This window comes from Saccharopolyspora sp. NPDC003752 (genome assembly GCF_053605825.1).
In genome coordinates this window covers 1-26,887 of record NZ_JBSGJZ010000061.1, presented here as the reverse complement: position 1 = coordinate 26,887, position 26,887 = coordinate 1, and the positions used below count along the sequence as shown (strand labels likewise).

The 26,887-nt window shown below is 72.3% G+C and carries 26 protein-coding genes and 1 rRNA gene; 4 read left to right on the top strand and 23 right to left on the bottom strand.

Translation table 11 applies throughout. The features are described 5' to 3' along the window. Window positions 1-129 precede the first annotated feature (129 nt). Window positions 130-2,193, top strand: a complete 2,064-nt coding sequence (locus ACWEV3_RS40705; RefSeq protein WP_452619020.1) for a prolyl oligopeptidase family serine peptidase — start codon at window positions 130-132, stop codon at window positions 2,191-2,193. On the opposite strand, the gene ACWEV3_RS40700 is transcribed toward ACWEV3_RS40705, so the two are convergent. The 6 genes from ACWEV3_RS40700 to cmk form a co-directional block, all read right to left on the bottom strand. Then, window positions 2,190-3,023: an aldo/keto reductase gene (locus ACWEV3_RS40700; protein ID WP_452619019.1), complete on the bottom strand. Its 834-nt coding sequence runs from the start codon at window positions 3,021-3,023 to the stop codon at window positions 2,190-2,192. The two genes, ACWEV3_RS40705 and ACWEV3_RS40700, sit on opposite strands and share 4 nt — an antisense overlap. 55 nt (window positions 3,024-3,078) lie before the next feature. Continuing rightward, window positions 3,079-4,167 carry a sensor histidine kinase gene (locus ACWEV3_RS40695; RefSeq protein ID WP_452619018.1) on the bottom strand — a complete coding sequence of 363 codons (1,089 nt, stop codon included), beginning with the start codon at window positions 4,165-4,167 and terminating at the stop codon, window positions 3,079-3,081. Continuing rightward, window positions 4,164-4,835, bottom strand: coding sequence for a response regulator (locus tag ACWEV3_RS40690; RefSeq protein ID WP_452619036.1), 672 nt, complete (start codon window positions 4,833-4,835; stop codon window positions 4,164-4,166). Before ACWEV3_RS40690 ends, ACWEV3_RS40695 begins: the two co-directional genes overlap by 4 nt. 89 nt (window positions 4,836-4,924) lie before the next feature. Next, window positions 4,925-6,355 carry a ribosome biogenesis GTPase Der gene (gene der / locus ACWEV3_RS40685; protein ID WP_452619017.1) on the bottom strand — a complete coding sequence of 477 codons (1,431 nt, stop codon included), beginning with the start codon at window positions 6,353-6,355 and terminating at the stop codon, window positions 4,925-4,927. Further along, on the bottom strand, window positions 6,352-7,026 hold the full coding sequence (locus ACWEV3_RS40680) for a lysophospholipid acyltransferase family protein (RefSeq protein ID WP_452619016.1): 675 nt from the start codon (window positions 7,024-7,026) through the stop codon (window positions 6,352-6,354). Before ACWEV3_RS40680 ends, der begins: the two co-directional genes overlap by 4 nt. Beyond that, complete coding sequence (cmk, locus tag ACWEV3_RS40675) at window positions 7,023-7,754, bottom strand: (d)CMP kinase (RefSeq protein ID WP_452619015.1); 732 nt, start codon at window positions 7,752-7,754, stop codon at window positions 7,023-7,025. Before cmk ends, ACWEV3_RS40680 begins: the two co-directional genes overlap by 4 nt. A gap of 146 nt (window positions 7,755-7,900) precedes the next feature. Here cmk and ACWEV3_RS40670 point away from each other — a divergent pair, with 146 nt between their 5' ends. Together ACWEV3_RS40670 and ACWEV3_RS40665 are read left to right on the top strand one after the other, a co-directional pair. After that, the gene (locus tag ACWEV3_RS40670; protein WP_132493366.1) at window positions 7,901-8,383 is read left to right on the top strand and encodes a cation:proton antiporter regulatory subunit; all 483 of its coding nucleotides are present in this window, start codon (window positions 7,901-7,903) and stop codon (window positions 8,381-8,383) included. 120 nt (window positions 8,384-8,503) lie between these two features. Beyond that, entirely contained in the window at window positions 8,504-9,679 is a 1,176-nt protein-coding gene (locus tag ACWEV3_RS40665; protein WP_452619014.1) for a cation:proton antiporter, read from the top strand. A gap of 51 nt (window positions 9,680-9,730) precedes the next feature. On the opposite strand, the gene ACWEV3_RS40660 is transcribed toward ACWEV3_RS40665, so the two are convergent. The 16 genes from ACWEV3_RS40660 to ACWEV3_RS40585 all read right to left on the bottom strand — a co-directional run bounded on the left by ACWEV3_RS40660 (window position 9,731) and on the right by ACWEV3_RS40585 (window position 25,070). Next, entirely contained in the window at window positions 9,731-10,495 is a 765-nt protein-coding gene (locus ACWEV3_RS40660) for a pseudouridine synthase (RefSeq protein WP_452619013.1), read from the bottom strand. After that, the gene (scpB, locus tag ACWEV3_RS40655) at window positions 10,485-11,183 is read right to left on the bottom strand and encodes an SMC-Scp complex subunit ScpB (protein WP_452619035.1); all 699 of its coding nucleotides are present in this window, start codon (window positions 11,181-11,183) and stop codon (window positions 10,485-10,487) included. The genes ACWEV3_RS40660 and scpB overlap by 11 nt, the downstream gene beginning before the upstream one ends. After that, window positions 11,102-11,953, bottom strand: a complete 852-nt coding sequence (locus tag ACWEV3_RS40650; RefSeq protein WP_358581692.1) for a segregation and condensation protein A — start codon at window positions 11,951-11,953, stop codon at window positions 11,102-11,104. Before ACWEV3_RS40650 ends, scpB begins: the two co-directional genes overlap by 82 nt. Further along, window positions 11,950-12,288 carry a hypothetical protein gene (locus ACWEV3_RS40645; protein WP_358581690.1) on the bottom strand — a complete coding sequence of 113 codons (339 nt, stop codon included), beginning with the start codon at window positions 12,286-12,288 and terminating at the stop codon, window positions 11,950-11,952. Before ACWEV3_RS40645 ends, ACWEV3_RS40650 begins: the two co-directional genes overlap by 4 nt. Then, window positions 12,285-13,226 (bottom strand): ParA family protein, encoded by a 942-nt coding sequence (locus ACWEV3_RS40640; RefSeq protein ID WP_452619012.1) that lies wholly within the window; start codon window positions 13,224-13,226, stop codon window positions 12,285-12,287. The genes ACWEV3_RS40645 and ACWEV3_RS40640 overlap by 4 nt, the downstream gene beginning before the upstream one ends. Window positions 13,227-13,389: 163 nt before the next feature. Next, window positions 13,390-14,370 carry a site-specific tyrosine recombinase XerD gene (locus tag ACWEV3_RS40635; RefSeq protein ID WP_452619011.1) on the bottom strand — a complete coding sequence of 327 codons (981 nt, stop codon included), beginning with the start codon at window positions 14,368-14,370 and terminating at the stop codon, window positions 13,390-13,392. Then, window positions 14,334-14,981, bottom strand: a complete 648-nt coding sequence (locus ACWEV3_RS40630; protein WP_452619010.1) for an NUDIX domain-containing protein — start codon at window positions 14,979-14,981, stop codon at window positions 14,334-14,336. The genes ACWEV3_RS40635 and ACWEV3_RS40630 overlap by 37 nt, the downstream gene beginning before the upstream one ends. Window positions 14,982-15,006: 25 nt before the next feature. After that, entirely contained in the window at window positions 15,007-16,710 is a 1,704-nt protein-coding gene (locus ACWEV3_RS40625) for a CTP synthase (RefSeq protein WP_452619009.1), read from the bottom strand. 232 nt (window positions 16,711-16,942) lie between these two features. After that, window positions 16,943-17,881, bottom strand: a complete 939-nt coding sequence (locus ACWEV3_RS40620) for a copper transporter (protein ID WP_452619008.1) — start codon at window positions 17,879-17,881, stop codon at window positions 16,943-16,945. After that, window positions 17,878-19,062, bottom strand: a complete 1,185-nt coding sequence (gene steA / locus ACWEV3_RS40615; RefSeq protein WP_452619007.1) for a putative cytokinetic ring protein SteA — start codon at window positions 19,060-19,062, stop codon at window positions 17,878-17,880. Before steA ends, ACWEV3_RS40620 begins: the two co-directional genes overlap by 4 nt. 67 nt (window positions 19,063-19,129) lie before the next feature. Then, window positions 19,130-20,941 carry a DNA repair protein RecN gene (gene recN / locus ACWEV3_RS40610; RefSeq protein WP_452619034.1) on the bottom strand — a complete coding sequence of 604 codons (1,812 nt, stop codon included), beginning with the start codon at window positions 20,939-20,941 and terminating at the stop codon, window positions 19,130-19,132. A gap of 108 nt (window positions 20,942-21,049) precedes the next feature. Next, window positions 21,050-21,946, bottom strand: a complete 897-nt coding sequence (locus ACWEV3_RS40605; RefSeq protein WP_132493376.1) for an NAD kinase — start codon at window positions 21,944-21,946, stop codon at window positions 21,050-21,052. A gap of 207 nt (window positions 21,947-22,153) precedes the next feature. Continuing rightward, a complete protein-coding gene (locus ACWEV3_RS40600) occupies window positions 22,154-22,993 on the bottom strand; it encodes a TlyA family RNA methyltransferase (protein ID WP_452619006.1) in 840 nt (279 codons plus the stop codon). Between the two features lie 5 nt (window positions 22,994-22,998). Beyond that, the gene (locus tag ACWEV3_RS40595) at window positions 22,999-23,229 is read right to left on the bottom strand and encodes a hypothetical protein (RefSeq protein ID WP_452619005.1); all 231 of its coding nucleotides are present in this window, start codon (window positions 23,227-23,229) and stop codon (window positions 22,999-23,001) included. Between the two features lie 96 nt (window positions 23,230-23,325). Further along, complete coding sequence (locus ACWEV3_RS40590) at window positions 23,326-24,336, bottom strand: HAD-IIA family hydrolase (RefSeq protein WP_452619004.1); 1,011 nt, start codon at window positions 24,334-24,336, stop codon at window positions 23,326-23,328. After that, window positions 24,333-25,070: a hypothetical protein gene (locus ACWEV3_RS40585; protein ID WP_452619003.1), complete on the bottom strand. Its 738-nt coding sequence runs from the start codon at window positions 25,068-25,070 to the stop codon at window positions 24,333-24,335. Before ACWEV3_RS40585 ends, ACWEV3_RS40590 begins: the two co-directional genes overlap by 4 nt. A gap of 39 nt (window positions 25,071-25,109) precedes the next feature. Between ACWEV3_RS40585 and ACWEV3_RS40580 the strand changes: the two genes are divergently transcribed. Further along, on the top strand, window positions 25,110-26,600 hold the full coding sequence (locus ACWEV3_RS40580) for a hypothetical protein (protein WP_452619002.1): 1,491 nt from the start codon (window positions 25,110-25,112) through the stop codon (window positions 26,598-26,600). A 201-nt stretch (window positions 26,601-26,801) separates the two neighbouring features. Here the strand turns inward: ACWEV3_RS40580 and rrf are convergent. After that, window positions 26,802-26,887 (bottom strand): 5S ribosomal RNA (gene rrf / locus ACWEV3_RS40575); the annotation flags it as partial.

Here is a 26,887-nt window from a genome sequence, read left to right as displayed (position 1 = left end):
GCCGACCGTAGGGTCCGGTGCGCGTCGCACCCCCTCCCGACACACCGGCGAATAATCCGCCCGGGGCGGCTTTTCGCCACATGGCCACCCGATCGCGCAATCAGGCGCCGGAAATGGCAGGCTGGCCGCATGGCCTCGTTTCCCCGCCGCAGCGCCCGCACCCAGGGCTTCACCCTCGGCGCGCCGCGGAACTTCACCGCCGGTGCCACCGTGCTCTTCCTGCGATCCGCAGGCGGCACCGAACGCAGCAACGCCCTCTGGGCGCTGGACACCCGAACCGGCCGGGAGCGGATGCTCGCCGACCCGGCCGCGCTGCGGGTCGGCGACGAGGTCTCACCCGAAGAGCAGGCCCGCCGCGAACGAGCGCGCGAACGCGCCCTGGGCATCACCGGCTACGCCACCGACGGCGACGGGAACCTGGCCGCCTTCACCATCTCCGGCCGGCTGTTCGTCGTCGACGTCGCGACCGGCGACGCCCGCGAGCTGCCCGCCCGCCAGCCGGTCGCCGATCCCCGGCCCGACCGCGACGGGCGCCGGGTCGCCTACCTCTCCGGCGGCCAGCTGCGGGTGATCGATGTGGACGGTTCCGCTGATCACGCGCTCGCCGAACCCGACGGCGCCGACATCACCTGGGGCGCCGCGGAGTTCATCGCCGCCGAGGAGATGGACCGCCACCGCGGCTACTGGTGGTCGCCCGACGGTTCGCGGCTGCTGGCGGCCCGCGTCGACGAATCCCCGGTCCAGCACCTGTACCTCGGCGACCCGTCCGCCCCGCTGAGCGAGCCGACCGCCATGCGCTACCCGGCGGCCGGCACCGCCAACGCCGACGTGTCGCTGGCCGTCCTCGACCTCGACGGCAACCGGGTGGACGTCGAATGGGACCGCCAGGCCTTCCCGTACCTCGTCACCGCGCACTGGTCCGGGCACGGCGCCCCGCTGATCGCGGTGCAGACCCGCGACCAGCGCACCCAGCTCGTGCTGGCCGTCGACCCGGCCACCGGGCGCACCACCGAGGTGCACCGCGACACCGACCCGCACTGGGTGGACATCAAGCCCGGCTGGCCCGCCTGGACCCCGGACGGCCGGCTGGTGCGCATCAGCGCGGGCGCCGGCGCGTACCGGCTGGTGGTCGGCGACCAGCCGTGGACCGCCGCGCCCCTGCAGGTGCGGGGCATCCTCGACGTCGGCGCTGACGACGTCCTGATCTCCGCGTCGGAGCAGGATCCGACCCAGGTGCACCTCTACCGCGTCACCGCCGACGGCGCCGTGCGGATCACCGAGCAGCCCGGCGTCCACACCGGAACTCGTTGCGGCGACGTGCTCGTCGTCACTACGTCCACAATGGACGAACCGCGTACCCGGGTGCGGGTGCACCTCGACGGGCGGGAGATCGCCGAGATCGAGAACCTGGCCGAAGACCCCGCCCTCGACCTCAACGTCACGCTCCTCCGGCTCGGCGACCGCGAGCTGTGCAGCGCCCTGCTGCTGCCCACCGGATACGACCCGGCCGACGGCCCCCTGCCGGTGCTGCTCGACCCCTACGGCGGCCCGCACGCGCAGCGCGTGCTCTCCCGCCGCCAGGGCTACCTGACCTCGCAGTGGTTCGCCGACCAGGGCTTCGCGGTGCTGGTCACCGACGGCCGGGGCATGGCAGGCCGCGGCCCCGACTGGGACCGCGCGATCGCCGGCGACCTCGCCGGCCCGACCCTGCAGGACCAGGTCGACGCCCTGCACGCGGCCGCCGCCCAGCACCCCGAGCTCGACCTCGACCGGGTCGCCATCCGCGGCTGGTCCTTCGGCGGCTACCTCGCCGCGCTGGCCGTGCTGCGCCGCCCGGACGTCTTCCACGCCGCCGTGGTGGGTGCCGGAGTCGTCGACTGGCGGCTGTACGACACCCACTACACCGAGCGCTACCTGGGCGACCCCAACGAGGTTCCCGAGGCGTACGTGGAAAACTCGCTGCTGGCCGACGCGGGCAACCTCGAACGCCCGATGCTGATCGTGCACGGCACCGTGGACGACAACGTCATCCTGGCCCACGCACTCCGGCTCTCGGCCGCGTTGACCGCGTCGGCCCGCCCGCACAACGTGCTACCGCTGGCGGGCGTCAGCCACATGCCCACCGAGGAGACCACCAGCGAGAACCTGCTGCTGCTCCAGGTGGACTTCCTGCGCGAATCGCTGGCGCGCTAGAGGATTTCCAGCGGAACCGGATGCGGCGGCGCTGGGAAGCCCGCGTCGAGCTCGGCGAGATCGGCCGCCGACAACTCGATGTCCAGCGCCGCCCGGTTCTGCTCCACGTGCGCCACGGTGGCCGCCTTCGGGATCGCGCACACGCCGTCCTGCGCCAGCACCCAGGCGATCGCGATCTGCGCCGGAGTCACCGAATGCCGCTCGGCGACCCGCTGCAACGCCGGCTCGCCCAGCAGCCGGCCCTGCTCGATCGGCGAGTACGCCATCACCGGCAACCCCTGCTCCCGGCACCACGGCAGCAGGTCGAGCTCGATGCCGCGCCGGGTGAGGTTGTAGAGCACCTGGTTCGTGGCGGACCGCCGGCCGAGTTCGCTCTCGAACAGCTCCGACATGTCCCCGGGACCGAAATTGCTCACCCCGAAATGCCGGACCTTGCCGTCGGCACGCAGCTGCTCGAACGCGTCCAGCGTCTCCGCCAACGGCGTGCTGCCGCGCCAGTGCAGCAGGTACAGATCCAGGTGATCGGCGCCCAGCCGCCGCAGGCTGCGCTCGCACGCGGCGACGGCGTCGCGACGCCCCGCGTTGTGCGGATACACCTTGCTGACCAGGAAAACCTCGTCGCGGCGACCCGCGATCGCGGCACCGACGACCTCCTCGGCGCCGCCGCTGCCGTACATCTCGGCGGTGTCGATCAGCCCCAGGCCGAGGTCCAGGCCGCGCCGCAGCGCAGCCACCTCCGCCGCGCGCTGCCCGCGCCGCTCGCCCATGCCCCAGGTGCCCTGCCCCAGCACCGGCAGCTCCTGCCCGCCGGGCAGTCGTAGGCCTCGCATGCACACTCCGTTCCAGGTGGTGGATCAAAGCCGGGCGTGCGGCCAAGAATACGGATCAGCGCTGCTGCGGCAGCACGGCCACCAGCTCGAAGCCCCCGTCCGCGGACGGCCCGGCGTCCAGCCGCCCACCCGCCATCTGCACCCGCTCCGACAAACCCGCCAGCCCGGACCCGCTGCTGCCTGCCTCGACGGCCGGTAGCGCACGATCAGGAGCACCGTTGCTGACGGCGACGTGCAACGAACCCCCGCGGCACAACAGGCTCACCTTGATCCCGGCGCCCGGCGCGTGCTTGGAGGCATTCGTCAGCGCCTCCTGAACCACCCGGTACGCGGCCCGCTCCACCGCCGCCGGCACCCCGTGCGGCTCGCTGAGCTGGGAAGACAGCTCCACGTCCACACCGGCGGCGCGCGCCCGCACCACCAGGTCCGGGATCTTGTCCAACCCGACCTGCTGCCCCGCCGTGCCCAGCCCCAGCGTCGCGCGCATCTCGTCCAGCGCCTGCTTCGCCAACCCGCGCAACCGGCCCGCGGTCTCCTGCGCGGCGGGATCACCGGTGGTCGCCGCCAACGCGGCCGACTCCACCGCGATCAGGGTGACGTGATGCCCGACCGCGTCGTGGATCTCCCGCGCGATCCGGGCCCGCTCCTCCGCGCGCGCCGTCTCATCCTTCGCCCGCAACTCCGCCGCGGTGGCCTCCTCCAGCCGCCGCAGGCTGTCGGCCAGCTGCTGCCGCAGCGACACCAACATCCCCAACGCGGTCGGCGCACCAGCGGCCGCCAGCACGAAAGCAAAGGTCAGGACGATCGAACCCGCCCCGAGCGATTGCGTGATCAGAACCGGGGTCACCGAGACCACCGTGGCCAGCAGAACCCCCGCGACCAGCGTCGACACCCGCGGCCGAGCACGCCCCAACGCGTACAGAGCCACGACCGTCGCCGGCCACCCCAGGCCACCGGCCAACGCGGGCATGCACAACAACACCGAGACCCACGGCAACCACAGCCGCAACGGCAACAACGCGGCGGCCACCAATCCGGACACCACCGCGTACCCGAACGGATCCGGCGCGGCCAGCACCGCAGCCGCCGGAATCCCGACGGCCAACGCCTCGGCACCGAACCGCGGCCAGCGCCCCGAACTCACCGGAAGTCGCCCGCCACGCGCTGCGCGATCAACGCGGCCTGCACCCGGTTCTGCGCACCGAGCTTGCTCAACACCGTCGACACGTAGCTCTTCACCGTCGCCTCGGTCAGCCCGAGCCGAACCCCGATGTCGGCGTTCGACCGGCCATCGGCCAACAGCTGGAGCACCTGCCGCTCCCGCCCGGACAACCCCCGCACCAGCTGCATCTCGTGCGCGTTGTCGGTCGCGCTGCGGAACCTCGGCAACAGCCGCGCCGTGATCCGCGGATCCAGCACCGCCCCGCCCGCCGCCAGGTCGTGCACCGCCCGGACCAGCATCGCCGGCTCGGCGTCCTTGAGCAGGAACCCGCGCGCCCCGAACCGCAGGGCATCGGCCACGTAGTCGTCCAGGTCGAACGTCGTCAACACCGCCGCCGCCGGCGGGTCCGCCAGCGCCGTCAACGTCCGCAACGCCGTCAACCCGTCCTTGCCGGGCATCTGCACGTCGATCAGCGCGACGTCCACCCGGTGCGCGCGCACCGCCGCCAGCAACTCATCGCCGTTGCCCGCCTCGGCGACCACCTGGATCGTGCCGTCGGCCTCCAACAACACCCGCAGGCCACGCCGCAGCATGGCCTCGTCATCGGCCAGCACAACGCGGATCGGCCCCCCGCCGTCCTCAGCCCGCACCACTCGGTCACCTCCCCTGTTCCGAGCGCCGCCAGCAGATTATCGGGACAGCGTGAACGCAGCGCGCACGCCACCCGAGCGCACGGTGATCAGCGGCGACCACCCTTGGCCTTGCGCTCCCGCACCCGCACCGAGATCCGCACCGGACTACCCACGAACCCGAACGTCTCGCGGAACTTGCGCTCCAGGAACCGCCGGTACCCGGCCTCCAGGAACCCGGTGGTGAACAGCACGATCGTCGGCGGCCGCGACTGCGCCTGCGTGGCGAACAGGATCTTGGGCTGCCGGCCGCCGCGCACCGGCGGCGGGTTGGCCGCGACCAGATCCGAAAGCCAGCCGTTCAACCGGCCGGTCGAGATCCGGGTGTCCCACGACTCCAGCGCGGTGCGCAGCGTCGGCGCCAGCTTCGCCACCGCCCGGCCGGTCTTGGCCGACACGTTGACCCGCTCGGCCCACCGCACCCGCACCAGCTCGCGGTCGATCTCCTTCTCCAGCTGGTGGCGGCGGTCCTCGTCGACCAGGTCCCACTTGTTGTAGGCGATCACCAGCGCCCGCCCGGCCTCCACGACCATGGTTAGCACCCGCAGGTCCTGCTCGCTCAACGGCTCCGAAGCATCGATGAGCATGATCGCCACCTCGGCCGCCTCGATGGCCGCCTTGGTGCGCAGCGACGCGTAGTACTCGGTGCCGCTGGCGGTCTTCACGCGCTTGCGCAACCCCGCGGTGTCGACGAACCGCCACACCTCGCCGTCGAGCTCCACCAGCGAGTCCACCGGGTCCACGGTGGTACCCGCGACGTCGTGCACCACCGACCGCTCTTCCCCGGTCAGCTTGTTGAGCAGGCTCGACTTGCCCACGTTCGGCTTGCCGACCAACGCGACCCGCCGCGGCCCGCCCGTCGCGCCGAAGATCTCGCGCGGCGTCTCCGGGAACGCGTCCAGCACGGCGTCCAGCAGGTCACCGGAACCGCTCCCGTGCAGCGCGCTGACCGGCCTCGGCTCACCCAGCCCCAGCGACCACAGCGAATGCACGTCGGAGACGCCGCGCTGGTCGTCGACCTTGTTCGCGGCAAGCAGCACCGGCCGCTTGGACCGGCGCAACACCCGCGCCACGGCCTCTTCCGTCTCGGTCGCACCGACCCGGGCATCCACCACCAGCAGCACCGCGTCCGCGGTGTGCATGGCCAGCTCCGCCTGCGCCGCCACCGACGCCTGCAGGCCCTTGGCGTCCGGCTCCCACCCACCGGTGTCGACCAGCGTGAAGCGGCGCCCGTTCCACAGCGCGTCGTAGGCCACCCGGTCCCGGGTCACGCCCGGGACGTCCTGCACGACGGCTTCCCGGCGGCCCAGCAGCCGGTTCACCAGCGTCGACTTGCCCACGTTCGGGCGGCCGACCACGGCCAGCACCGGCTGCGGCTTCGGCGGCGCCTCGCCCTCGGGCGCTTCGACCTCGTCGAACTCAGCCCACTCGGCCTCGTCGGACCACGTGCCGTCCAGGCCTTCCACCGACTCGTCGGTCACGCTCGTTTCCCTCTCGAATAGTCTTGGTCCTGGTCCGCGACCAGCCGATCCAACTCGGCGATCAGCTCGACCAGTTCGGTGCGCACCGCCTCGGTCGCCACGACCAGCCCGGTGCGGCCCTTGCCCGCCGGCAGCGTGATCGGCTCCCCGAACAACACGTCGATCCTGGGTAGCAGCCTACGGCCCGCGCCCTCCGGACGACGCGTGCCCCGGCAGGCCACCGGCAGGACCTGCGCCTCCGACGCCCGCGCCAACCACGCCGCCCCGTGCTGCGCGTTCGCCACGTCGCCCTCGCCGCGGGTGCCCTCCGGGAACACCCCGACCAACCCGCCGGCCCGCAGCACCCGCACCGCCGCCAGCAGCGGCGTGCGGTCGGGTTCGCCGCGGCGCACCCCGATCTGCCCGATGCGGCGCAGGAACCAGCCCAGCGGCCCGCGGAACATCTCCTGCTTGATCAGGAACACCGCGTTGCGCGGGATCATTCCGAACAGCAGCGGCCCGTCCGCCATCGAACTGTGGTTGGCCACCAGCACCACCGGCCCGGTGCGCGGAATCCGCTCCGCACCGTGGATCCGCACCCGGTACGGCAACCGCACGATCCGCCGCGAAATCCACTGGCCGAACCGGTGCAAGCCGCCGGTCGCGCCCTCGGGCAGGGTCTCGTCGCTCATGGCGTCGTCCGATCCGCCCCGGCCAGCAGGCCGCGGCTCTCCACGTGCTTGTGCAGCTGCTCGAGCACCTCCACCACGCCCAGATCCGTGGTGTCCAGCTCCACCGCGTCATCGGCCTTCCGCAGCGGCGCCACCTTCCGCCCGGAATCCAGCGCGTCCCGGCGCTGCACGTCGGCGTGCGTGCGGTCCAGGTCGCCGGCGCGCCCCTCGGACACGTCCTGCGCCGTGCGGCGCTGCGCGCGGGCGTGCGCGGAAGCCGTCAGGTAGACCTTCAGGCCCGCGTCCGGCACCACCACGGTGCCGATGTCCCGGCCCTCCACGACCATGCCGCCCGGCGACTCCAACGCCTCGCCGATCAGCCGCCGCTGCTGGGCGACCAGCTGCTCGCGAACCTCGGCGACCGCCGACACCGCCGACACCGCACCGGTCACCTCCGGGCCGCGGATCTCCTGCCCCACGTCCGCGCCGTCCAGGGACACCGACGGCCGCTCCGGGTCGGTGCCCACGATCAGCGCCGCGGCCCGCACCACCCGCGCCACCTCGACAGAATCCGACGGCTCGACCTCCGCGCGCAGCACGGCCAGCGTCGCGGCCCGGTACATCGCGCCGGTGTCGAGGTAGGTCGCCCCCAACGCGGACGCCAACTTCCGGGACACCGTCGACTTGCCGGTGCCCGAAGGGCCGTCGAGCGCCACCACACCGCGGAGCCTGGCGTGTGCCACGTGCATGTCCTTCCCGAGCCGGAACCGATCGGCCCGGCACCGGCCGGACCAACCGTCCATTCTGCCTGGTCCGCCCACGCGCATCCCAATCGCGTCCAGATCCATCCGGACCGCGGGACAAATGCGAAAGATCTCCTAATACAGTCTTGGACGTGGACGTAACAGTGACCCCCTTGCCAGGGCTCGGCACGCAGCAGGACTTCACCACCCGCTCCGGCCACCGCATCGGCGTGATCACCTACCGCGACGGCCGGTTCGAGCTGATCGTCTCCGACCACGAGGACCCGGACAAGGTGGCCGCCTCGGTCGCGCTGACCACCACCGAGACCAGCACGCTGGCCAACCTGCTGGGCGCCCCGCAGCTGGTCGCGCAGCTCAACGAGCAGCAGAGCGAGGTCGCCGGGATCACCACCTGGCAGCTGTCCGTCGCCCAGGGCTCCCCGTACGACGGCCGGACCCTCGGCGACACCGAGATGCGCACCCGCACCTCGGTGTCGATCGTCGCCGTCGTCCGGGACGGCACCGTGCATCCCTCGCCGCGACCGGACTTCGTGTTCGCCGCCGGCGACCTGGTGGTCGTCGTGGGCACCTCGAAGGGGCTGCGCGCAGCCAGCGAAATCCTGGAAAAGGGCTGATCCAGCCCGCTCCGCACACTTTCCCGGCCACCGGACCGGGACACGCGTCACCAACGGCGGTCCCACGCGTGCCGATCTCCTAACAACTCCATACGCAGGGAACACGCGAGAGGAAACACGGTGCACGACACGGCGATCTCCCTAATAGAGCTGGGTGCGGTTTTCTTCGGTCTGGGCATCCTCGGGAGACTCGCATGGAAAATCGGGGTGTCACCGATCCCGCTCTACCTGCTGGGTGGGCTGGCCTTCGGCACAGGCGGCCTCGTCCCGCTGCACGGCATCGAGCCGTTCACCCACCTGGCATCCGAGATAGGCGTGGTGCTGCTGCTGTTGCTGCTGGGCCTGGAGTACTCCGCGGGTGAACTCGTCACCGGCTTACGCCGTTCCTGGCTGGCCGGCATCGTCGACATCGTGCTGAACGCGGTGCCCGGCGCGCTGGTGGCGCTGCTGCTGGGCTGGGGCCCGCTCGGCGTGCTCACCATGGCCGGTGTCACCTACATCTCCTCCTCCGGCATCGTCGCGAAGGTGCTCGGCGACCTGGGCCGGCTCGGCAACCGGGAAACGCCGGTGATCCTGTCGATCCTGGTCTTCGAAGACCTGGCGATGGCCGTCTACCTGCCGATCCTGACCGCCGTGCTGGCCGGCGTCAGCTTCCTCGGCGGCCTCACCGCGGTCGGGGTCTCGCTGGTCGTGATCACCCTGGTGCTGGTCGTCGCGCTGAAGTTCGGCAAGTACGTCTCGGCCCTGATCGACAGCCCCGATCCGGAGGTCTTCCTGCTGCGCCTGCTGGGTTCGGCGCTGCTGGTCGCGGGCATCGCTTCGGAGCTGCAGGTCTCGGCGGCGGTCGGCTCGTTCCTGCTGGGCATCGCGATCTCCGGGTCCACGGCGGCGAACGCGACCCGGATGCTGGAGCCGCTCCGCGACCTGTTCGCCGCGCTGTTCTTCGTCGTGTTCGGCCTGAACACCGACCCCAGCCAGATCCCGCCGGTGCTGCCGATCGCACTGCTGCTGGCGGTGGCGACCGTGGTGACGAAGGTGGTCACCGGCTGGTTCGCCGCCCGGATGCAGGGCGTGGGCAAGATGGGCCGCCTGCGGGCCGGCGCCGCGCTGGTCGCCCGCGGCGAGTTCTCCATCGTCATCGCCGGCCTGGCGGTCGCCTCCGGCGCGGTGCCGGGCGAGCTCGCGGCGCTGGCCACGGCCTACGTGCTGCTGATGGCGATCCTCGGCCCGGTGGCGGCCCGGGTCGTCGAGCCGGTGGCCCGGCTCTTCCTCCCCCGCCAGGCCAAGAAGGCCTGAGCGAAGAGCCTTCGGCCGGTCCCGAGCGGTCGGCCGAAGGCTCCCTTCCGGTCAGAGGCCGACGGCCCGGTACAGCGAGCCGATCTCCTGCCGGTTCAGCGGCCGGATCGCGCCCGGGCGCTCGCTGGTCAGCCGCACGTCGCCGATCCGCGTCCGCACCAGGCGCTGCACCGGGAGGCCGACGTGCTTGAGCAGCCGCCGCACGATCCGGTTCCGGCCCTCGTGCAGCACGACCTCCACCAGGGACCGGTTCTGGTTCGTGTCGACCAGCTTGAACCGGTCCACCTTCACCGGGCCGTCCTCCAGCTCCACGCCGTCGCGCAGCCGCTGCCCCAGGTCCTTCGGGACCGACCCGAGCACCTCGGCCAGGTAGGTCTTGCGCACCTTGTACTTCGGGTGCATCAGCCGGTTCGCCAGCTCCCCGTCGTTGGTGATCAGCAGCAGGCCCTCGGTGTCCTGGTCCAGCCGGCCCACGTGGAACAGCTTGCCCTGACGTTCCCGCAGGTAGTCACCGATGCACGGGCGCCCCTTGTCGTCCGACATGGCGCACAGGATGCCGGTCGGCTTGTTCAGCAGCAGGTGCGTCAGGTCGTCGTTGACCATGACCCGGTTGCCGTCCACGTGGATCACCGCGGTCGCCGGATCGACGCGCCGCCCCAGCTCGGTGACGAGCTCGCCGTCGACCTCGATCCGACCCTCGACGATCATCTCCTCGGCCGCGCGCCGCGACGCCACCCCGGCCTGGGACAACACTTTCTGCAGCCGCACGCCTTCGGAATCGGCTTTGCTGGACGGGGAACGGTGCTCAGACGTCATCAATCGAATCCACTTCGGGCAACAAGGGGGCGAGCGGTGGCAAATCCTTCAGCGACGACAGCCCCAGCCGCTCCAGGAACAGCTCGGTCGTGCAGTACAGGATGCCGCCCGTCTCCGGGTCGGTTCCGGCCTCCTCGATAAGGCCGCGCCCTACCAGGGTACGGATAACGCCATCGACGTTCACACCCCGTACTGCCGCGACCCGCGAACGCGTCACGGGCTGCCGGTAGGAGATCACCGCGAGCGTCTCCAGCGCGGCACGCGTCAGCTTCGAGCGCTGCCCGTCCAGCAGGTACCGCTCCACGTACGGCGCGTACGCATCCCGCGTGTAGAACCGCCAGCCGTCCCCGACGCGCCGCAGGTCGATGCCCCGCTCGGCGTCGGCGTAACCGTCGGAAAGCCGCCGCAGCGCAACCCGGATCCGGGCCACCGGCTGCTCCAGCGTGTCGGCCAGCAGCTCCTCGCCCGCCGGCACGTCCACCACGAGCAGCAGCGCCTCCAACGCGGCATCGAGCGCGATGTCGGAGGACAGGTCCGGCACGCCCGCCGTCTCCACCGCCTCTGCCTCCGCCGCGGGCGTCTCGGGGCTCTCGTCGTTCGCTGCCGTCACCCGTACTCCTCTTCCTCCTGGCTGGCGCGCTGCGCATCGGCTTCGACCTGCGCCTCCGCCACGCTGCCGCCCACCCAGCGCACGAGCAGCTCGCCCAGCGGGCTCTCCTGCTCGAACTGCAAGACCTTCTCCCGGTAGAGCTCCAGCAGGGCCAGGAACCGGGCCACCACCTCGACGGTGTGCCCGCAGTCCGACACGAGCTCCCCGAACGTCGCGCTGCCCTTCTCCGCCAGCCGCACCCTCAGCAGCGCCGCGTGCTCGCGCACCGAAACGCCGTGCTGGTGGATGTGGTCCAGCGAAACGGTCGGCGGCGGCTTCGGCCGGAACACCGCGGCCGCGACCTCGGCGAACCGCTGCGGCGAGACCCCGATCTGCACCTCCGGCAGCAGGTTCGCGAACCGCTCCTCCACCGACACCGAGCGCGGGTAGCGCCGCAGCGCCCCGGCCTCCAGCTCGCCGAACAACGCGGCGACCTGCTTGTAGGCGCGGTACTGCAGCAGCCGGGCGAAGAGCAGGTCGCGGGCCTCCAGCAGCGCCAGGTCGGCCTCGTCCTCCACCTCCGCGGAGGGCAGCAGCCGCGCCGCCTTCAGGTCCAGCAGGGTCGCGGCGATCACCAGGAATTCGGTGGTCTCGTCCAGGTCCCACTGCTCGCCGAGCGCCTTGGTGTAGGCGATGAACTCGTCGGTGACCTTGTGCAGCGCCACCTCGGTGACGTCCAGCTGGTGCTGCGAGATCAGCTGCAGCAGCAGGTCGAAGGGGCCTTCGAAGTTCTCCAGCCGCACCGTGAACCGGCCGCTCGCGCCGGAGTCCTCGCTGGACCGCTCCTCCGGTACCGCGGGGTCTGTCACTCGCCGGGCTCCTGGAGGCGCCGGACCAGCACCGAGTCCGCGCCGTTGCGGTCGAGGTCGGCGAGCACCACCGCAACCGCCTCCCGCACCACCCGGCCCCGGTCCACGGCGATGCCGTGGTCGGCCCGCAATGCCAGCCGCGCCTGCTCCAAGCCCAGCAACTCCTCGTCGGACACGTACACGGTGATCTTCGAATCGTGCTTGCGCCGACCCGTACCGGACCGCCCAGCCGCGGGCTGCGCCGGCGCCGGCTCCGGCGGCTCCGCCTGATCCGTCCGAGGAACAGTAGTACGGAAGAGTTCGGCCGCGCCGGGCAGGGCGACCCGCCGCGTCATCGCGCGATCACCTCGCGCGCCAGCTCCCGGTACGCCTGCGCACCGGCCGAGCGGGGCGCCCAGCGGGTGATCGGCTCGCCCGCCACGGTGGTCTCCGGGAACCGCACCGTCCGGTTGATCACGGCGTCGAAGACGATGTCGCCGAACGCCTCCACGACGCGCGCCATCACCTCGCGGGAGTGCAGCGTGCGCGGGTCGAACATGGTCGCCAGGATGCCGCTGATCTCCAGCTTCGGGTTCAGCCGCTCCCGGACCTTCTCGATGGTGTCGATCAGCAGCGCCACGCCGCGCAGGCTGAAGAACTCGCACTCCAACGGGATTATCACGCCGTCCGCCGCGGCCAACGCGTTCACCGTCAGCAGGCCCAGCGACGGCTGGCAGTCCACCAGCACGTAGTCGTACTCCCCCAGCGCCGGCTGCAGCACCCGGTGCAGGGTCTGCTCCCGGCCCACCTCGGCGACCAGCTGCACCTCGGCCGCCGAGAGGTCGATGTTGCTGGGCAGCAGGTCCATGCCATCGACGCTGGTCTGCCGCACCACGTCCTGGACGGAGACCGGGCGCTCCATGATCACGTTGTAGATGGTCTGGTCGAGCTGGTGCGGCTGGACGCCGAGGCCGACCGAGAGCGCGCCCTGCGGATCGAAATCCACCAGCAGCACCCGGCGCCCGTACTCCGCCAGCGCTGCGCCGAGGTTGATCGTCGACGTGGTCTTCCCGACGCCGCCCTTCTGGTTGCACATCGCGAGCACCGACGCCGGACCGTGCCGGTCCAGCAGCGGCGGCTCCGGGATGTGCCGACGTGGCCGGCCAGTCGGACCGAGACCGCGCGGATTCGGCGCCAGGCCGACGTCTTCCGCGCGACCCGTCGTCTCCGGGGCGATGCTCAGGTCGACCGCGCCCCGGGGCCGCCCTTCGGCGGCGGGCTGCGGTAGCGACATGGCGATCTGACTCCTTTGGTGCCGGTGGCGATCAAACGCAGCCTAAGTGGCATTCGTTACCAGCGGCAACGCGCCTCGCCGACGTATCGGAAGTTCCCTGTGATCTCCGTGTGATCAACGTCTACCCCCTGCACCGCCGGCCCGCATTCGCAGCGTCACCAAGTCACTCCGAAGCGTGTGCGCGCGGATGGGCCGTCGCGTAGACCTCCCGCAGCGTGTTGACCGTGACCAGGGTGTAGACCTGCGTCGTCGTGACCGAGGCGTGGCCCAGCAGTTCCTGCACCACGCGGACGTCGGCGCCGCCCTCGACGAGGTGCGTGGCGAAGGAGTGCCGCAGCACGTGCGGCGAAACCGAACCGCCGATGCCGGCGCGCTGCGCGGCGATCTTCAACGCGTTCCACGCGCTTTGCCGGGACAGCCGGGTTCCGCGCGAATTGAGGAACACCGCGGCGGTTCCGCGTCCGCGCGCCGCCAGGCCGGGCCGGGCGCGCACCAGGTACGCGTCCAGCGCCGCCAGCGCCGGCCGGCCGATGGGCACCAGCCGCTGGCGGCCGCCCTTGCCGTCCAGCAGGACCGTGCGGTTGGTGCCGTCGATGTCGTCGAGGTCCAGCCCGACCGCTTCGGAGATCCGCGCCCCCGTCGAGTACAGCAGCTCCAGCAGCGCCCGGTCCCGCATGCCCCGGGCGTCGTCGCCGCCGGCGTGGTCGAGCAGCTTCCCGACGTCGTCGATGGGCAGCGCCTTCGGCAGCCGCTTGGGCAGGCTCGGCGGCGCGACCTCGCGCGCGACGTCGACCGCCAGCTGCCCTTCGGCATGTGCGAACCGGTGCAGCCCGCGGGCGGCGACCAGGGCCCGCGCCGATGACGAAGGCGCGAGCGCGGGCCGCTGCTCGGTGCCTTCCCGCAGCTCGGCCAGGAATCCGGACAGGTGCTCCGAGCGCACCTCGGCGAGCCCGGAAATCCCCTCCCCGACCAGGAATTCGGCGTACCGGCGCAGATCCCTGGCGTAGGAGTCGAGGGTGCTGCGGGCGGTGCCGCGCTCGACGGCGAGGTGGTCGAGGTATCCGGTGATCGCCCCGCGCAGGTCCGGCGGCAGCTCCGCGAAACCCCTCACCGGGCGGCGAAGCGCTGGGGCCGGTCCGGCCATTCGGCGTCCACCGGGCGCGGCTGCCCCCGGCCGTCGCGGACCGCCTGGGCGGCGAGCAGCCCGGCCACGCCGGGACCGTTGACGATCTCCCCGGCCAGCGCCATCCGCACCGCCTCGGCCAGCGGGAAGCGCCGGATCACCAGGTCCGCTTCCTCGTCCCCGACCGCCGCCGGACGATCCACATCGGACAGCCCGGTGGCCAGGAACACCCGGATGCACTCGTCGGTGAAGCCCGGCGAGGTGGCGACGTCGACCAGCACCGACCAGTCCTGCGCCGCGAGCCCCGCCTCCTCGGCGAGCTCCCGCTGCGCCGTGCGCACCGGCTCCTCGCCCGCCACGTCCAGCAGCCCGGCCGGCAGCTCCCAGAGCCGCCGGCCGAGCGGATACCGGTACTGGTGGATCAGCACGACCTGGTCGTGCTCGTCCACCGCCACCACCGCGACCGCCCCGAGGTGCTCGACGACCTCGCGGCGCGCGTGCCCGCCGCCGGGCATCCCGACCTCGTCGGCCCGCAACGCGAGGATCTTCCCCACGTACACGTCCTCGCTGGCCAGGGTGGTGAATTCGTGCTCGCCTCCGGTGCGCGCGACACCTTGCTCCGTCGTGTCCACGCCGCCACTTTAGAGCGAACGAAGATCACGCACTGGGCGCCGGCTCCTGGACGGGCTCCAGCTCCACGGGCAGCCGCTCCGCGGCGCGGTAGTCCAGGGCCGCCTTCACGAACGCCGCGAACAGCGGGTGCGGGCGGGTGGGACGGCTCTTGAGCTCCGGGTGCGCCTGGGTGCCCACGAAGAAGGGGTGCACCTCGCGCGGCAGCTCGACGAACTCCACCAGCCGGTCGTCCGGGGAGGTGCCCGAGAACACCACGCCCGCCTTGCCGAGCCGGTCCCGGTAGGAGTTGTTCACCTCGTAGCGGTGCCGGTGGCGCTCGGCGACCTCGGTGGAGCCGTACGCCTCGGCGACGATCGAGCCCTCCTGCAGCTTCGCCGGGTACGAACCGAGCCGCATGGTGCCGCCCATGTCCCGGTCACCGGAGATCACGTCGTGCTGGTCGGCCATCGTGCTGATGACCGGGTGCTTGGCGGGCTCCTCGAACTCCGTGGAGTTGGCCCGCTCCAGACCGGCCAGCGAACGCGCCGCCTCGATCACCATGCACTGCAGGCCCAGGCACAGGCCCAGCAGCGGGATGCCGTTGGTCCGCGCGTAGCGGATCGCGCCGAGCTTGCCCTCGATGCCGCGCACGCCGAAGCCGCCCGGGATCAGCACGCCGTCCATCCCGGACAGCGCCTGCGCCGCACCCGCGTCGGTCTCGCAGGTGTCCGAGCCGACCCAGGAGATCTCCACCTTCGCCCGGTGCGCGAACCCACCGGCGCGCAGCGCCTCGGTGACCGACAGGTAGGCGTCGGGCAGGTCGACGTACTTGCCGACCAGCGCGATCCGCACCCGCTCCGACGGGTTGTGCACCCGGTCCAGCAGGTCGCCCCACACCGACCAGTCGACGTCGCGGAACGGCAGCCCGAGCCGCCGCACCAGGTAGGCGTCCAGGCCCTCGCCGTGCAGCACCCGCGGGATGTCGTAGATCGACGGCGCGTCCGGGCAGGCCACCACGCCGTCCGAGTCCACGTCGCACATCAGCGCGATCTTGCGCTTGAGGTCCTCCGGCAGGTCCCGGTCCGCCCGGCACACCAGCGCGTCGGGCTGGATGCCGATGTTGCGCAGCGCCGCCACCGAGTGCTGCGTCGGCTTGGTCTTCAGCTCGCCCGAGGGCGCCAGGAACGGCACCAGCGACACGTGCAGGAAGAAGCAGTTGTCCCGGCCGACGTCGTGCCGGACCTGCCGGCAGGCCTCCAGGAACGGCAGCGACTCGATGTCGCCGACCGTGCCGCCGACCTCGGTGATCACCACGTCCGGCGTGCGGCCGTCCTCGTCCGGCTCGGCCATCGCCCGGATCCGGGCCTTGATCTGGTCGGTGATGTGCGGGATCACCTGCACCGTGTCGCCCAGGTACTCGCCGCGGCGCTCCTTGGCGATGACCGCCGAGTACACCTGGCCGGTCGTCACGTTGGCGTTGCGGGTCAGGTCGCGGTCCAGGAACCGCTCGTAGTGCCCGATGTCGAGGTCGGTCTCGGCGCCGTCCTCGGTCACGAACACCTCACCGTGCTGGAACGGGTTCATCGTTCCCGGATCGACGTTCAGGTACGGGTCGAGCTTCTGCATGGTCACCCGCAGGCCGCGGGAGGTCAGCAGTTCGCCCAGGCTGGATGCCGTGAGCCCCTTACCCAACGAGGAGGCCACGCCCCCCGTGACGAAAACGTGCTTGATCGTGCGTGCTTGCGGCACCAACAAAAGCTCCCCGTGGTCAAGCCGTCGCCTGGCTGGATTTCTGCGCTGGCAGGACGGCTGGATCCGTCGCTCCCACGGAATTCCAGCCTAACGCACGGCCACCGGGGCCGTGCACCGAGACCCGCCGCACGGCGTCGGGGCGACCGGCCAGGTCAACCGCCATCCGGCGGCCTACCCGCCGGTCACCGCCCGCATCCGCCGCGGTGGGCCGCCGCGGTGAGCATCAACACTAGCCGCGGGTCTCCGGCACCGGACCCTGCGCGCTGCTCGCGACGCCGTAGTGCCCGGCCTGCCGCTCGGCCTGCTCCCGCAACGCCAGCACGATCGCCACCCGCCCCGAGGCGCTGTCCAGGTTGTCCACCGTGGACAACGACGACGCCAGCGCCGGATCCGCGCGCACGACGCCGACCGGCCCCGTGCCGTCCGCCGAGCCCGCGCCACCGGCGAGCACCGCGCCTTGACCCGCGCGGTCGAGCTGCGCCGCGAAGCGGGCCAGCGTCGCGGCCTTGTCGCCCGCTCGGTCGCTCTCGATCCGGCCGCCGGTGAGCACCACGGCGAGCTGCGCGGGCCGCAGGCCCGGCGAGGCGGTCGCGAAGCCGCCGTCGGCCAGGCCCGCGAACGCCGCCGCCCGCTCCTGGTCGCCGGTCTGCGGCTGCCCGCTCTGCGGGTTCAGCAGCGCAAGCGGCCCGATCAGGCCGCCGGCCATGGTGCCGGGGTCCGCCGCCGTGGGCAGCTGCACCCCGGCGGGCAGCAGCTCGGTGACCACGCGCCGCAACTGGTCCGCCCGCCCCGGGTCGGCGAACGACTCGCCCAGCCGCACCTCGCCGGTGACGTCCGCACCCGCCGCGCGCAGCAGCTGCCCGACCGCGTCGCGCTGCTGGTCGTCGACGTCGTCGGAGGTGATCAGCACGACGCTGCGCTGCGCCAGCTGGCCCTGCACGGCCATCGGCCCGACCGCGGAGCCGAACGTGTCCGCGGCCGCGACCTGCGCCTTGAGCGTCGTCCGCTCGGCGTTGAGGTCGTCGACCTGCGCCTGCAGGGACCGCTGCTCGGCGCCGACGCCCGCCAGCAGCCGCCCGCTGAGGGACGTGGAGCCGACGAGGACGCCCACGGCCAGCGCCAGGAACACCGCGGCGATCGACACGATGTGGTATCGCAACGAGATCACGAGAAAAGCCCCTTGAGATAAGCGAAGACGGACTCGGCGGTGTCGGCGACCAGCCCCACGAACGCGGTGCCCAGCCCGGAGACCACCAGCGCCACGGCGGCCACCAGCAGCACCGCGAGGACCAGCAGCACGATCGCGCCGACCGGCGTCCGGCTGCGCTGCAGCGTCGCCACCGCGGCCCCGTCGATGACCTTGCTGCCCAACCGGAGCCGGGTGAGGAACGTCGACGGGTTCGAGCCGGAACGCCCGCGGTCGAGGAATTCGCCCAGCGTCGCGTGGAACCCGACCGTGATCACCAGGCTCGCCTTGTGCGCGTCGGCGAGCAGCAGCGCCAGGTCCTCCGGGTTCCCGGACGCCGGGAACGTCACCGCGCCGATCCCGAGGTCCTGTATGCGCTCCAGGCCGGGCGCGTGCCCGTCGAGGTGCGCCGGGATCACGAGCTCCGCGCCGCACTTGAGGGTGGCGGTGGCGATGGCGTCCGGGTCGCCGACGATGACGTCCGGCTTGTACCCGGCCTTGCGCAGCGTCTCGGCGCCGCCCTCCACCCCGATCAGCACCGGCCGGTACTCGCGGACGTACTTCTTCAGCCGCTGCAGGTCGTCGGCGTGGCCGTAGCCCGGCGCCACCACGAGCACCTGGCGCCCCTCCATCGAGATGCCGAGCTCGGGCACGCCGATGCCGTCGAGGATCAGCGTCCGCTCCTTGCGCAGGAACTCGATGGTGTTCGCCGAGAACGCCTCCAGCTGCGTCGACATCCCGGCCTTCGCCTCGATGAGCAGGTCGGCGACGGAGTTGGCGTCCTGCGATGTCCCGCGCCCGACCTCCCGCTCCCCGACGAACACGCCGCCCTCGTGCAGCCGGATCTTCGCGCCGTCCTTGATCCCGTGCGCGACCTCGGGGCCGACCCCGTCGACCAGCGCGATGCCTGCCGACAGCAGCACCTCCGGCCCGAGGTTCGGGTAGCGCCCGGAGATCGACGGGGCGGCGTTGACCACCCCGATCACCCCGACCGAGACCAGCGCTTCGGCCGTGCGCCGGTCCAGGTCCGCGTGGTCGATCACCGCGATGTCGCCGGACCGGACCCGGCGCAGCACATCACCCGGGCGCCGCTCCACCCTGGCGATCCCGACCACACCGGGCAGGCTTTCCTGCTGACGGGCAAGCAGACCGCTGAGTTTCATGCACCGATGGTGACAAATCGATCACCTGTTGTTGGTACGCCACGCCGATGCCGTTGGGCCGAATGGCCTACCTGCCGCTGCGCTCCCGCTTCTTGGGAGCCGCCTTGCCGCGCCGCCGGAAGCGGGCCTGCGCCAGCTTGTAGGCCGTCGCGGTGTCCAGGAGCTCCTCCGCGTGGGCGCGGCCGGTCTCCGTGGAATCCATCCCGGCCAGCATCCGCGCCAGCTCGACGACCCGCCGCTCGTCGGCGACGACCCGCACGTCGCTGCGGGTCAGCCCGCCGTCCGCGGCTCCCTTGTCCACCACCAGGTGGCGGTCGGCGTAGGCGGCGACCTGCGGCAGGTGGGTGACGACCACGACCTGGTGCGTCCGGGCCAGGCGGGCCAGCCGCCGCCCGATCTCCACCGCGGCCCGTCCGCCGACACCGGCGTCGACCTCGTCGAAGACCAGCGTCGGCACCGTGTCCGCGTCGGCGAGCACGACCTCCAGCGCCAGCATCACCCGGGACAGCTCACCGCCCGAGGCGCCCTTGTGGATCGGCAGCGCGGGCGCACCGGAGTGCGCGATCAGCTGCAGCTCGACCTCGTCGACCCCGTCCGGGCCGGCGTGCAGGGTTCGGCCCTGCACGGGCAGCGCGTTCGGGTCGCCGGGATCGGCTTCCTTCGGCTCGACGACGACCTCCAGCCGCGCCTGCGGCATCGCCAGCCCGTCGAGTTCCTCGGAAACCGCCGCGGAGAGCCCCACCGCGGCTTCCTTCCGCGCCTCCGACACCGCGACCGCGTGCTCGGCGAGCTCCACCGCGAGCTCGTCGCGCCGCGCGGCCAGCGCCGCCAGCGCCTCCTCGGAGGTGTCCATCCCGGACAGCCGGCTGCGCGCTTCGTCGGCCCACGCCAGCACGCCGTCGACGTCCGCGGCGTACTTCTTGATCAGCTGCTTCAGCTCGGCCTGCCGGGCCAGCACCTGCTCCAGCCGGGCCGGGTCGGCGTCCAGCCGGTCCAGGTAGCCGCCGAGCTCGCCGCCCACGTCGGCCAGCACCGCGACGGCCTCGGCCACCCGCGGCTCCAGCTCCCGCAGCGCCGGGTCCTCGGCGCCGCCGAGACGCCGCCGCGCCTCGCCGACCAGGCCGATCGCGCCCGGCGCATCCGGGTCGCCGTCGACCGCGCCGGTGAGCGCCAGATGCGCCGCCGTCGCGATCTCCCGGAGCTGGTCGACGTCCGCGAGCCGCCGCGCCTCGTCGACCAGCGCGACGTCCTCGCCGGATTCCGGCGCGACGGCCTCGATCTCGGCCAGCCCGTGCCGCAGCAGCTCCGCTTCCCTGGCCAGCTCCCGCGAACGTTCGGTGCGCTCGGTCAGCTCCCGCACCGCCTCGGCCCACTCCGCGCGGACCCGCTGGTAGTCGGCGAGCACGTGCAGCACGGGCTCGCCGGCGAACCGGTCCAGCACCGCGCGCTGCTCGCCGGACCGCAGCAGCCGCAGCTGGTCGTTCTGGCCGTGCACGGCCAGCACCTGCTCCGCCAGCTCGGAAAGCACGGCGTTGGGCACCGAACGACCGCCGAGGTGCGCTCGCGACCGGCCGTCGGCCGTCACGGTCCGCACCGCGATCAGGCTGCCGTCGTCGTCGGGTTCGGCCCCGGCATCGGCGGCGACCTTGGCCGCCGGCGAGTCGATCGTCGTCTGGAACCGGCCCTCCACGACGGCACGCTGCGCACCGGACCGGACCCGCGAGGCATCGGCCCGACCACCACCGAGCAGGTGCAGCCCGGTGACCACCATCGTCTTACCGGCGCCGGTCTCACCGGTGACCACGGTCAGGCCGGCATGCAGTGCGAGCGTGGCGTCGTCGATGACGCCCAGTCCCTGGATGCGCATCTCCGCCAACACATCAAGCACCCTATCGGCATCCCCCGAGCAGTGGTGCCCCGCTGGGGTGATCAGCGCATGAATTGAAACTGTGGCTGTGCGCCGCTGCGCAGGCGGTGCCGCCGCGGATCAGCGGGCGGTGGCCGGACCGCGCCAGCCCTGGACCGGGAGCTCGAACTTGCGCACCAGGCGATCGGTGAAGGCCGTGTCGTGCAGCCGCACAAGGCGCAGCGGCGTGCTCCCGGCGACCACCTCGACCCGCGCGCCCGGCGGCAGGTCGAACTGCCGCTGCCCGTCGCAGAACAGCACCGCGTGGTGGCCGTGCTGGTCGATCTCCAGCGCCACCAACGACTTCTGCGACACCACCAGCGGGCGGGCGAAGAGCGCGTGCGCGTTGCTCGGCACGACCAACAGCGCCTGCACCTCCGGCCACACCACCGGGCCGCCCGCGGAGAACGCGTACGCCGTGGAACCGGTCGGGGTGGAGCACAGCACGCCGTCGCAGCCGAACGCCGACACCGGGTGGCCGTCGACCTCCACGACCAGGTCCAGGATCCGCTCCCGGCTGCTCTTCTCGACGCTCGCCTCGTTCAGCGCCCAGGTGCGGGCCAGGACCTCGCCGTCGAGCTTCGCGGTGACCTCGATGGTCATCCGCTCCTCGACGTAGTAGCGGGACTCGACGACGGCGGCCACCGCCTCGTCGAGCGCGTCGGAATCGGCCCCGGCCAGGAACCCGACCCGGCCGAGGTTCACCCCGAAGACCGGCACGTCGGCCAGCCGCGCGATCTCCGCGGCACGCAGGAGCGTCCCGTCACCGCCCAGCACCAGGACGAGTTCCGTGCCCGCGGCCGCCTCCGGGCCGGGCTCGACCACCCGGAGGTAGCAGTCGGAGCTGAGCTCCGGGGCTTCCTCCGCGAGCACCCGCACGCACAGGCCCGCGTCGATGAGCTGACCGGCGACCTTCTCCGCGGTGCGCATGTTGTGCTGCCTGCCGGTGTGCACCACCAGCAGCACCTCTCGGGTCAACTCCACTCCTTAAAGCTTTTCTAAGCGGCGGGAGCCGCTTGCGGTGTGGGACTCAGCTTGCACCGCCGCGGGTTCTCAGGGGTCTTCTCGCGAGGACAGCCCCGACGTGGTGAATTGGTCATTCATGATGTCGGGGATCCCACAGCGAGAAGGCTCCTGAGGTTCCGCCACCCGCACCGCCACGCAAACCACTCTAGAAACAATCAGTCAACGGTGCGAGCTCTTGCCTGAAGTCTGGGGTCCCTGCCGGACCGCGTCCAACACGAGCGCCTCCGCCGCATCCGCATCGGTGCTCGCGCCGGGCCGCAGCCAGGCGAAGTACTCGACGTTGCCCGACGGACCGGGCAACGGGCTTGCCACGACACCGCGCAGGCCGAGGCCCAGATCGGCGGCGAACCGCACGACCTCGAGGACCGCTTCCGCCCGCAGCTCGGGATCGCGTACCACGCCACCCGAGCCTAGCCGTTGCTTGCCCACCTCGAACTGCGGTTTGATCATCGGCACCAGATCGGCTTCCGGCGTGGCGCAGGCGGCCAGCGCGGGCAGCACCAGCTTCAGCGAGATGAACGACAGGTCGGCCACCACCAGGTCCACCTGGCCGCCGATGTCCTCCGGGGTCAGCGACCGCACGTTCGTCCGGTCGTGGATCCGCACCCGCTCATCGGTCTGCAGCTTCCAGACCAGCTGCCCGTAACCGACGTCGACGGCCACCACTTCGCGCGCTTCGCGGCGCAGCAGCACATCGGTGAACCCGCCGGTGGACGCGCCGGCGTCCAGGCAGCGGCGGCCCGCGACGGTCAGCCCGGCCGGCTCGAACGCCTCCAGCGCCCCCACCAGCTTGTACGCACCGCGTGACGCCCAGCCCGGGTCGTCGACGTCCTCGGCGACCACCACCGGGGCATCGATCTCGACCGCGGTCGCGGCCTTGTGGGCCACCATGCCGCGCACGCTCACCCGCCCGGCGGTGACCAGTTCCGCGGCGTGTTCACGGGACCGGGCAAGCCCGCGACGAACCAGTTCGGCATCCAACCGCGCCTTGCGTGGCACTACCGTCAGCTCCTGTGTGCACTCGTTCCGGAGAGGAGGTTGTCCGCCTTCGACAGCGCATCGGTGAGCGCGGCGTGCACCGCCTCGAACCGTTCGACGTGCTCGGCGACCGGCAGTTCCCGCACCTCGTCGAGACGGGCCACCGCCGCCGCGATGGCGTCGACCGCCGGCTGACCGTCGTCGGCCGGGCGCGCCAGCATCGCGGGGTTCGGCGGCTGCTGCCACGGAGAGGTCATCCGCTCCTGCTCCCATCGATCACGCCGCGATGGCTGTAGCGGCGACGCGTCCACGCTAGCGGAACGCCCCGACGACGCCGCCGCGACATGCGCCGGTCAGGCCAAACCCAGTTCCCTCAACGCATGCTGCGCGCGCTCGTCGGCTCCGCGCACGGCGACCGGACCCGACGACGCCGCCCACCACGCGGCGCAGAGCGCGCGGAGCGCCGAAATCGCATCGCCCGGCTGTTCCCCGGCCTGCGCGGCCAATTCCAGCGAGTCGCTGCCGACGCTGACCTGCCACCCGGGCTGCGCGCCGATCGCGACCTCGTCGGCCGGCTGGTTCAGGGCGCGCAGATCCGCGCCGACGTAGCCGGGCCGCATGTCGGCGGTGGCTTCCAGCAGGTCCCGCGCCGTGCTGACGCCGGTCAGCACCATCAGCACCGGCATCGCGGCGTTGACCGCGCCCGCGATGTCGGTGTCGAGCCGGTCGCCGACCATCAACGGCACCTCGGCCCCGGCGGAAGCGACGGCGCGGTCCAGCAGCGGCCGCTCGGGCTTGCCCGCCACCAGCGGCTCCTGATCCGTGGCCGCCTGCACGAGCGCGACGAGCGCACCGTTCCCGGGCGCCAGGCCGCGCTCGGTCGGCAGCGTGCGGTCGCCGTTGCAGGAGACCCACAGCGCGCCGGCGCGGATCGCCAGGCACGCCTCGGTGAGGTCGCGGTACCCGATCTCGGTGTACAGCCCCTGCACGACCGCGACCGGCTCGTCGGCGAACTCGCGGACCGGCACCAGCCCAGCCTTGTCCACTTCGGACACCAGCGCGGGCGAACCGACGACCAGCACCTTCGACCCCGGCGGCAGCTTCTCGGCCAGCATCGCGGCACCGGCCTGGGCGCTGGTGCTCACCTCGGTCCGGTCCGCGTCCAGGCCGAGGCCGACGAGGTGGTCGGCCACGGCCTGGTCCGGCTTGGACGCGTTGTTGGTCACGTAGCGGACCGGGACGCCGCGGCGGTGCACTTCCTGGATCGCCTCCAGCGCACCCGGGACGAGTTCACCGCCGCGGAACACCGTGCCGTCGAGGTCGAACAGCACGACATCATGGCCGTCGAGAAGCGTGCCGCTCACTGCGCTCGCGCGCCCCCTCCTGCGTTGTCGGCATCGGCGTCCTGCTCGGTCGCCTTGTCACCCGCCGTCTTGTCATCCGCCGCTTCGTCGTCGGCGGCCTTGTCCTCGACGGCCGCTTCGGAATCGGCCTCTTCGTCTTCTTCGAGCTTCTCGTCGAGTTCGTCGAAGTCGTCGTCGACCTCGGCAGCGTCGTCGTCGAGGTCATCGTCGTCGCCGATCTCGGCTGCCTCTGCCTCGGTGACGAGCTCCTCGACCACATCCGGGCCGCCCAGCTTCTCGGCGAGCTCCTCGAGGCGGTCGGGGGCGTCGGTCTCTTCCTCGTCGTCGGCGTTGGCCGCGTGCACGAACCAGGTGAAGGCTTCCCGCTCCCGTCCGGCCGCCGCCAGGTTGTCGGCGTAGGCGTAGAACAGGCGCGCGCTCCACGGCTCCTGGCGCTTCGGGTCCAGCTCCGCGATCTGCAGGCTCACCACCGACGCTTCGATCTCACCGAGGTCCCGGCGCGCACCCGCGGCGACGATGCGCAGCTCGACCGAGTCCTCCTGGTCGAGCTGGGTGGCCTCCTCGCTGCGGCTGAGCTCCACAGCGCGCTCCGGGCGCCCCATCGCGCGCTCGCAGTCGGCCATGATCGCCAGGTGCCCGGGACCGCCGGCCATCCGCCGGGCGGCGCGCAGCTCCGAAAGCGCCTCGTTCCACTCGCCCGTCAGGTAGGCGGCGAGGCCGTTGCCCTCGCGCACTGAAGGAATGCGCGGTGCCCGCTGACGCGCATACCGCGCGTGCTCCAGGGCGCGCTCCGGCTCCGAGTCGATCAGCTGGCCGGCCGCGATCAGGTGCAGCGCGACGTTGTCCGCCAGGCCCTTGGGCAGCGTCAGCAGCTCGCGGCGGATCTCGACGTCAAGATCACCGGGCGCCAGGCCCTCGGGCAGCTGGGGCTCCTGCGGCCTCGGCGCCGACTCGACGGCAGCCTCGTCGCGGGACTCGGCCCGCGGCGAGTCGTGCCGGTAACCACCCCGGTCCCGACGTCCACCGTCGCGCGGTCCGCCCCGGCGGTCGCCGCCCCGGTGGTCCCGGTCAGGCCGTCCGCCGCGGTCATCGCGCGGACGGTCATCGCGCGGACGGTCGTCGCGGCGCGGCCGGTCGTCGCGGCGGAAGTCATCCCGGCGAGGACGGTCGTCCCGCCGGAAACCGCCCCGGTCGTCACGACGGGGCCGGTCGTCACGCGGGCGATCGTCACGGCGCGGGCGGTCGTCACGGGGCCGGTCATCACGCGAGCGATCGTCACGGCGCGGGCGGTCATCGCGGGGCCGGTCATCGCGCGAGCGGTCATCGCGGCGCGGCCGGTCGTCAAAGCGGGGCTTGCCGGGCCGGTCGTCCCGCCGGAAACCGCCGCGATCGTCACGGCGGTCGTCACGCCGGAAACCACCACGGTCGTCACGACGCGGCCGGTCGTCACGGCGGTCGTCACGACGGAAACCGCCGCGGTCATCACGGCCGCGATCGTCGCGCCGGAAATCGTCCCGGCGCGGGCGGTCGTCGCGCCGGAAGTCACGGCGGCCGCGGTCATCCTGTCCACGGTCATCACGACGGTCGTCGCGGCGGAAGTCCCGCCGGTCGTCGCGGCCGCGGTCATCACGGCGGAAGTCATCGCGGCGAGGGCGGTCATCCCGCCGGAAACCGCCGCGGTCGTCACGACGGAAACCACCACGGTCATCACGGCCGCGATCGTCGCGCCGGAAACCGCCCCGGTCATCGCGACGGTCGTCACGACGGAAACCACCGCGGTCGTCACGACGCGGCCGGTCATCACGGCGGTCGAAGCCGCGGTCTCGGCCGTTCTGGTCGTTGAAGCGGCGCGGCCGGTCTTCGCCACGGTCATCGCGCCGGAATCCACCCCGGTCATCGCGACGGTCGTCGCGGCGGAAGCGGTTGTCGCGGTTGTCGGAGTCACGGCGGAACCCGCCGCGATCGTCGCGGTGGCCGCCGGGGCGCCCGCCCTGACCGCGGGGCCGGTCACGATCGCGGCCACCGCCGAAGTTGTCGCGGCCGCCCCGGTCGTCCCGGTTCCGGTCGTCGCGATCATTGCGGTAACCGCGGTTGTCGCGGTCGCCGAAGCGGCGCGGACCGCCACCGTCGCGGTCCCGGCGGGGACCGCCCTGGGAACCGCGCCGATCGAAGTTTCCGCGGCCGCCCTGGCCGCCTCGGCCGGCACCGGCCCCGCGGCGAGGACCGCCGCTCCTGTCGTCGGAACCGGACACCGAACCTCCTGAAGCAGAAAATACTGAAGTTCCCACCAGGGTAGTCCCACCTGATGGCGGGTCTCGGCGGGTGGCACCCCTGATGTGAGCGGGGGCAACTCGTGTGAACCGTGCGGCGCCCGAACAGCGCAGCAACGGCTCCCGGACAAAAAGAAGGGGCCGACCGGAGATCCGTCCCCAAGGACGGGTCCGGTCGGCCCCTTTCACATAAAGTGTCGGCGGTGTCTTACTCTCCCACACCCTGTCGAGTGCAGTACCATCAGCGCTGGGGAGCTTAGCTACCGGGTTCGGAATGGGAC

Excerpts from the sequence above, each read along its gene's own strand:
- ACWEV3_RS40705 (WP_452619020.1), top strand. The coding sequence starts at position 130 with ATGGCCTCGTTTCCCCGCCGCAGCGCCCGCACCCAGGGCTTCACCCTC.
- ACWEV3_RS40660 (WP_452619013.1), bottom strand. The coding sequence starts at position 10,495 with ATGACGTCTGAGCACCGTTCCCCGTCCAGCAAAGCCGATTCCGAAGGC.
- cmk (WP_452619015.1), bottom strand. The coding sequence starts at position 7,754 with ATGCACGTGGCACACGCCAGGCTCCGCGGTGTGGTGGCGCTCGACGGC.
- steA (WP_452619007.1), bottom strand. The coding sequence starts at position 19,062 with ATGAAACTCAGCGGTCTGCTTGCCCGTCAGCAGGAAAGCCTGCCCGGT.
- ACWEV3_RS40680 (WP_452619016.1), bottom strand. The coding sequence starts at position 7,026 with ATGAGCGACGAGACCCTGCCCGAGGGCGCGACCGGCGGCTTGCACCGG.
- ACWEV3_RS40595 (WP_452619005.1), bottom strand. The coding sequence starts at position 23,229 with ATGACCTCTCCGTGGCAGCAGCCGCCGAACCCCGCGATGCTGGCGCGC.
- ACWEV3_RS40645 (WP_358581690.1), bottom strand. The coding sequence starts at position 12,288 with ATGACGCGGCGGGTCGCCCTGCCCGGCGCGGCCGAACTCTTCCGTACT.
- ACWEV3_RS40640 (WP_452619012.1), bottom strand. The coding sequence starts at position 13,226 with ATGTCGCTACCGCAGCCCGCCGCCGAAGGGCGGCCCCGGGGCGCGGTC.
- ACWEV3_RS40700 (WP_452619019.1), bottom strand. The coding sequence starts at position 3,023 with ATGCGAGGCCTACGACTGCCCGGCGGGCAGGAGCTGCCGGTGCTGGGG.
- ACWEV3_RS40635 (WP_452619011.1), bottom strand. The coding sequence starts at position 14,370 with ATGGCCGGACCGGCCCCAGCGCTTCGCCGCCCGGTGAGGGGTTTCGCG.